Below are 5,473 nucleotides of genomic sequence, written 5' to 3'. Positions count from 1 at the left end.
CCCCCCACGGGGTTCGGGTGCAAGGGTTACGGCGGTCATAGCGTGGGGGAAACGCCCGGTCCCATTCCGAACCCGGAAGCTAAGACCCACAGCGCCGATGGTACTGCACCCGGGAGGGTGTGGGAGAGTAGGACACCGCCGGACAACACATCACGGTCGAGGCCCCAACCACTGGTTGGGGCCTCCCGCACTTAAACACCACACACCAAACCCCCACACGCCCCCAGATGTGCCAGGGAAACCAGGGATGCCCTATCAGATCAGGCACCTACCACCCCCTGTTAGGTGCCCGATCTGATAGCGCAACACACGCCCCAGCCCAGCCATCGAGGCCCCCCACAGATGCCCTATCAGATAACGCACCTAACACCCCCAGTTAGGAACACCAACTGATAGCGCAACCCCACCCACGCCCACTCCTGACCGAGCACGCCGCACCCCCCAGTTTGCTCTATCAGATCGGGCACCTAACACCCCCTGTTAGGTGCCTGATCTGATAGCGCAACAGGCGTTGCTGTTGCAGCCGCATAGACTTACGGCCTATGAGCGCACGATCGTCGAGCCCGGGGCAACGCCGTGCCACCATCCTGGATGTTGCTGCCGCTGCCGGGGTGTCACGGCAAACGGTCACCCGGGCCATGAATGGCATGCCCGGCATCAGCCAGGCCACCCGGGAGCGGGTCCAGCGGTTGGCGGCCGAACTCGGTTATACGCCCAGCCGCTTCGCCCGGGGCCTGGTCCAGGGCGCCAATGTGTCTGTGGGCCTGGCCATCCCCGATCTCACGAATCCGTATTTCCCCGCCTTTGCCTCCAGCGTTGTGGAGGAAGCCACCCAGCGCGGCTGGAACGTGGTGGTGGACGACTACGGGCACGGCGCCGGCAGTGCCCTGGACTCCGCTGGCCGGCTGGCCCCCCAGGTGGATGCACTCATCGGCTACCTCGGGGAACATTCCCGCGCCGCCCAGGCCATCATGGGCCGGCGCCCGGTGGTGGGCCTTGATGACCCGCAAGCCGAGGCTGCCGGATCGATCTCCTTCGACTATGCGCACGCCGCCCGGCTGGGACTGGGGCACCTGGCCGAGGACCGGCGCCGCAGAGTTGTCTTTCTCGATTCCGACCAAGGCGGCATCGCCGCCGGCCGCGGGCACGCAGTGGAAGCTGCCGCCAGGGAACGGGACATCCGACTGCAGCAGATTGCCTCCGGCCCCTCAGCCGCCGAAGCCCGGCGCGCCGTGACTGACCTGCTGGCCGCAGCCCCTGACGTTGACGCGATCCTCGTGTTCAACGACCTCATGGCGGCAGGGGTCCTCAAAGCCCTCAGCGAAGGGAAGCGCGCGGTGCCCCGGGACGTGGCGGTCATCGGAATGGACGGCATACCCCTCGGGGAGCTGCTCACACCCGAACTGACCACCCTCTCACTGGACCTGCGCTCCGTGGGCCGTGCCGCCGTCGGACTCCTGGACGGGCTGCTTTCCGGAGCCGTAGAGGCCGGCAGCAGTGCGGCAGCGCTGACTTTGCGCCACGAGCTCGTGATCCGCCAGTCCGCCTGACCCACCAAAAAGCAGCCGGACCCCTACTCATCAAGACCAACACCAACTAGGCTTGACGCAAGACCGTGAACGTTCACGCAAACGTGCACGCCACCCCCACACCGAGGAATCACCATGCCAGTTCCGTCCACCCCGCCGGTCGCCGCTGACCTCTCCGCCACACGCTCCGACGCCGCCCCGCGCAGCCTGGACGTCGGCGGGGAAGGCGTCCTGGAGCTTTCGTCTTTCAGCCCGGGCAGGGGTTCGCTCCCGCCGCGCGCCTACCTGCACACAGACGCGCCGCGGCTTTCGCTCAACGGTGACTGGCAGTTCCGCCTCAGCCCCGGCATCCGCAGCGCGCCCGCGGACGGGTGGCAGGACGGCCGGGACCTCAGGGGCTTCGAAACGCTGCCCGTGCCGTCGAGCTGGCCGATGCACGGCCACGGCAAACCGGCCTACACCAACATCCAGTTCCCGTTTGCGGTGGAACCTCCCCATGTTCCGGACGCCAACCCCGTGGGTGACCACGTTCTTGCCTTCCACACCGGTCCGGAGTTCTTCCCCCATGCACTGCTGCGCTTCGACGGAATCGACTCCGCCGGCACCGTCTGGTTGAACGGCGTTGAACTGGGAACCACCCGCGGCAGCCGGCTGGCCCACGAGTTCGATGTCTCCGGAATCCTCGTGGAGGGCAACAACACCCTCGCCGTACGCGTGGCCCAGTTCTCGGCCGCCAGCTATGTGGAGGACCAGGACATGTGGTGGCTCCCGGGGATCTTCCGGGACGTCTCGCTGCAGGCGCGGCCCGCGGAGGGCATTGACGACGTCTTCGTCCACGCCGGCTACGACCCCCGCAGCGGCGAAGGCGTGCTGCGTATCGAGGCGAGCCGCGGCGGGCAGGCGATTGACGCCGTCGTCCGTGTCCCGGAGCTGGACCTGGAACTTCCGGCAGGGCAGGAGCAGCGCATCCCCGGCGTGGAGCCGTGGTCCGCGGAGGTACCCCGCCTCTATGAAGCCACCGTCAGTACCCCGGCTGAAACCGTGTCGCTGCAGCTGGGCTTCCGGAGCATCCACATCGAGGATGCGCAGTTCACGGTGAACGGACGGCGGATCCTCCTGCGCGGAGTGAACCGCCACGAGCACCACCCGCGGCTGGGCCGGGTTGTCCCGCGGGAGGTGATGGAGTCGGAGCTGAAGCTCATGAAGCAGCACAACATCAACGCGATCCGCACCTCGCACTACCCGCCGCACCCGGACTTCCTGTCCCTGGCCGACCAGCTGGGCTTCTACGTGGTGCTCGAATGCGACCTGGAAACGCACGGTTTCGAAAGTGCCGGCTGGGCGCAGAATCCCAGCGACGATCCCCGGTGGGAGGCCGCACTGCTGGACAGGATGCGCAGGACAGTGGAACGGGACAAGAACCACGCCTCGGTGATTATGTGGTCGCTGGGCAACGAGTCCGGGACCGGCCGGAACCTCGCAGCCATGTCCCGCTGGGTCAAGGACCGCGATCCGTCCCGGCCCATCCACTACGAGGGTGACTGGTCCTCGCCCTACGTGGACGTGTACTCCCGCATGTACGCCAGCCAGGCAGAAACTGCCCTGATCGGGCAGGGGATCGAGCCGCCCCTCGAGGACGCCGCCCTCGATGCACGCCGCCGGGCCATGCCCTTTGTGCTCTGCGAATACGTCCACGCCATGGGTAACGGTCCGGGAGGGATGACCGAGTACCAGGATCTCTTCGAACGCCATCCGCGGCTCATGGGCGGTTTCGTCTGGGAATGGCTGGAGCACGGGATCACGGTGCCCACCCCCGGGGGAGGGGAGCACTTTGCCTACGGCGGCGACTTCGGTGAGGAAATTCACGACGGCAACTTCGTCACGGACGGACTGGTGGACGCCAACCGCAAGCCGCGGCCCGGCCTGCTCGACTTCAAGCGCGTCGTGGCACCGCTCCGGATCCAGGTGGCCGGGGACTGGTCCGGCTTTACGGTCCACAGCGGGCAGGACTTCGCGGATACGTCCGCTTACAGTTTCCGATTCGCCGTGGCGGCCGACGGCGGAACGCCCGACGGCGGCACGGTGGAAGTGCCGCCGCTGGCAGCACAGGAGACGGCAACGGTTGCACTCCCCGCCGGCATCCGGCCCCAGGCAGGGCCCGCAGTGCTGACGGTCAGTGCAGTGCTCAACGCGGCCACTGCGTGGGCGGAAGCCGGCCACGAGGTCGCATGGGGACAGTCCGTGCACAGCGCCGGTCCCGCCGTGCCGCCGCCCGCTTCCGAAACCGTGCATGCAACGGACGCCGAACTGCGGCTTGGCCCGGCCGTCTTCAGCCGGCTGACCGGGATGCCGCTGGAGATCGGCGGCGTGCCCATCGAGCGCATGGGCCTCTCCCTGTGGTGGCCGCCCACTGACAACGACCTTGGCAGGGAATGGGGCGGTGACGATCCACGCCCCCTCGCCCTCCAATGGAAGGAGGCAGGGCTCGACCGGCTCCACAGCCGACTGCTGGGCATTACTGCCGGCGCCACATCGGATGGCGGCGAACAGCTCGTCATCCGCACCCGCGTCGGCGCCGCCGACAAGCAGTACGGCGTGCTGGTGGACTACAGCTGGACCAGCGACGGCGACGCGCTGGCACTCCGCACCCAGGTCAGGCCGCAAGGAACCTGGGTCAACGCCGGGTTCAACGTGGAGTGGGCCCGGATTGGACTTGAGCTTGTGCTGGGCGGAGAGGCATCCACCGTGAGCTGGTTCGGACAGGGCCCGCACCAGGCCTACCCGGACACCGGGCAGGGAACCCGCACCGGTTGGTTCTCCATGGCCCTTGATGAGCTGGACGTGGACTACGCGCGCCCGCAGGAATCCGGTGCCCGTGCAGGTGTTGGATCTGCCGCGCTCAAGCTGCAGGAAGGAGAGTTGGAAATCACCGGCGACCCCTTCTCCCTGACGGTCCGTCCGTACAGCCAGGCCGTACTCGACGCAGCGACCCACCGGCCCGACCTCAAACCCGATGGGCACACCTACGTGTACGTCGACCATGCCATGCGGGGCGTCGGCACTGCGGCTTGTGGTCCGGGCGTCCTTGAGGCTTACCGGCTGGCTCCCCGGGACGCCGACTTCACCATCGTGCTGCGGGTACGTCCGTAGGCCCCGACGCCATGTGAGCCACTGCATAGAGTGCAGTTTCGGCCGCTGGACCGGCTGGAGGAGTGCCATGGCCCCCGGAATCCCCGTGGTTGCGGGCTTTTTAGGGGCCATTGGCCGTCCGTGGGGCTGATTTGCGGTGGGGTTGGTGGGCGTGTATTGTTTTCTGAGTCGCCGCCGCTGATGCGGAAAGATAGCGGCAAAAACCCCTTCTGAACGGCCTGAAAAATGGTTCGCTTTTGAGTGTGCCTGATTGGGTGGGGCTGGTCCTTGAGTGCTTGGGGCCGCGGGTAACGCGGTTTGCAATGTGGTGGGGGATCGGGTAAGTTTGAAAAGTTGCTCCGGAGCGATCCTGAACGAGTGTTTGGGTGGTGCCGGGTGTGTCTGTTGTTTGAGAACTCAATAGTGTGCCAAGTTTGTTGATACCGATTATGTATGTAATTGGTTGAATGTGCTGTGCCGCCACCCCGTGGTGTGCATGGTGTTTTTGGCTGGTTTCAAATTTTGTGCAGCCTGGTTCCGCGTTGTTTCCGTGGTTCTTGGTTGTGTCTGTTTTTTCAACGGAGAGTTTGATCCTGGCTCAGGATGAACGCTGGCGGCGTGCTTAACACATGCAAGTCGAACGATGAAGGGAGCTTGCTCCTGGATTAGTGGCGAACGGGTGAGTAACACGTGAGTAACCTGCCCTTGACTCTGGGATAAGCCTGGGAAACTGGGTCTAATACCGGATATGACCTTCCATCGCATGGTGGTTGGTGGAAAGCTTTTGTGGTTTTGGATGGACTCGCGGCCTATCA

General features: G+C 65.8%; 2 protein-coding genes and 2 rRNA genes. All 4 read left to right on the top strand.

The genetic code is table 11. The features are described 5' to 3' along the window. Positions 1–27 precede the first annotated feature (27 nt). A 5S ribosomal RNA gene (gene rrf, locus AS031_RS19335) occupies positions 28–144 on the top strand. A gap of 398 nt (positions 145–542) precedes the next feature. Further along, the gene (locus AS031_RS19330; RefSeq protein WP_058269794.1) at positions 543–1,550 is read left to right on the top strand and encodes a LacI family DNA-binding transcriptional regulator; all 1,008 of its coding nucleotides are present in this window, start codon (positions 543–545) and stop codon (positions 1,548–1,550) included. Between the two features lie 114 nt (positions 1,551–1,664). Beyond that, on the top strand, positions 1,665–4,679 hold the full coding sequence (locus tag AS031_RS19325) for a glycoside hydrolase family 2 TIM barrel-domain containing protein (RefSeq protein WP_082642066.1): 3,015 nt from the start codon (positions 1,665–1,667) through the stop codon (positions 4,677–4,679). A gap of 554 nt (positions 4,680–5,233) precedes the next feature. Next, positions 5,234–5,473, top strand: a 16S ribosomal RNA gene (locus AS031_RS19320); the annotation flags it as partial.

This window comes from Pseudarthrobacter enclensis, from assembly GCF_001457025.1.
GTDB lineage: Bacteria > Actinomycetota > Actinomycetes > Actinomycetales > Micrococcaceae > Arthrobacter > Arthrobacter enclensis.
The sequence above is the reverse complement of the archived record's forward strand: the minus strand, read 5'-3'. Positions and strand labels throughout refer to the sequence as shown.